The 1,100-nt window shown below is 61.5% G+C and carries 1 pseudogene; it reads right to left on the bottom strand.

What is annotated here, in order from left to right:
* Nucleotides 1-417 precede the first annotated feature (417 nt).
* Nucleotides 418-1,100: pseudogene (locus AWB81_RS43395) on the bottom strand (hypothetical protein); the annotation flags it as partial.

The following is a 1,100-nucleotide window of genomic DNA, read 5'->3' as shown; positions in this document are numbered from 1 at the left end:
CACACACTCTGTGATAACGTCATGATTGGCTCCGGTCGTCCACGGGTCTTCGGACCCATTGAGCTTCGAGCTCGTACATCGCTGGGCACGTCCCAGCCGGCTCGACCGGAGCCACCTTACACCGCCAGCGCTCCGCAGTCACCCGTACAACTCGTCGGTCTGAGGCGGAGCCTCGTTAGTCGTAACGGCTTTATAGGGACGTTTTCCCGGCCGGACGTGTCCATCAGCGTTGTCCGACCTTGTTTGGCGCGATAGCGCAAGAGGCACGCGGCGCCACTAGATATTCCGGTCGAGGAAGCGTGCCGCGCCAGAACGCCGACACGACTGGCACGATCTTCTTCCCGGGTGGCAGACCGAGTGGCATGCGAAAGCACTCGCGCGCCAACTCGACCGGTGCCATCGGTCTCGACCAACTATTTACAGCAACACCGCCTGCTGCAATAGCTCTAGCGCTTTCAGTTCGCCCAAACGGCCAGTGCGTGCTTTGCCTGCGAGCGTCTTGATCAATGCCTCCGCGATCGGCTCGATGCCGTCAAGGTTGTCGAGGCTTGTCACGGATGTGAAGGAGCGCGGGAACGAACGTGCCAGCGGGGCCGCTGCATCGGGAAGCGGTTCGAGCGCTGTCGGGAATGAGGCGTCGCTTTCCGCAGACGGGGGATTGGCAAACTCAGTGGCGGTTTTGCTGGCACGGTCTTGTTCGCTGACGACGATCGCCTCCTCAATAGTGGCCCCTGTCGAAGCATGCGGATCTTCATCGACAGGTGTGATCATCGGGACGCGCGCGGTGCGTACAATTCCGAGATCGACGTTCGCTCCCGCGTCCTTTTTCGCGGCGGTCGCGGCCGGGAGTTGCGCCTGAGATGCCTTGCCGCGGGAAATAGGGCGAAGCATGTCGGACACCGATTCCGGAATGTCCGCTTCCGAACGCGGCGTGTCCAACCAGCCGGTTGGCAAGCCAAGGCGCTCCGTGAAACGTTTCGCTTCGGCATCGTCCATGCGTTTCTTGCCATGCAGTCGATGGGCCATGTTGGAGCCGGTAAGCGCCATGATCGCCCCAAGCTTCACTTTTGAGCCGTTGCGTGTCGTGAGCACGTGAAGGT

It is taken from the genome of Caballeronia arationis, from assembly GCF_001544975.2.
Taxonomy (GTDB): Bacteria; Pseudomonadota; Gammaproteobacteria; order Burkholderiales; family Burkholderiaceae; genus Caballeronia; species Caballeronia arationis.
Note: the sequence above shows the minus strand (reverse complement) of the source record. Positions and strands in the feature narration are given on the sequence as shown.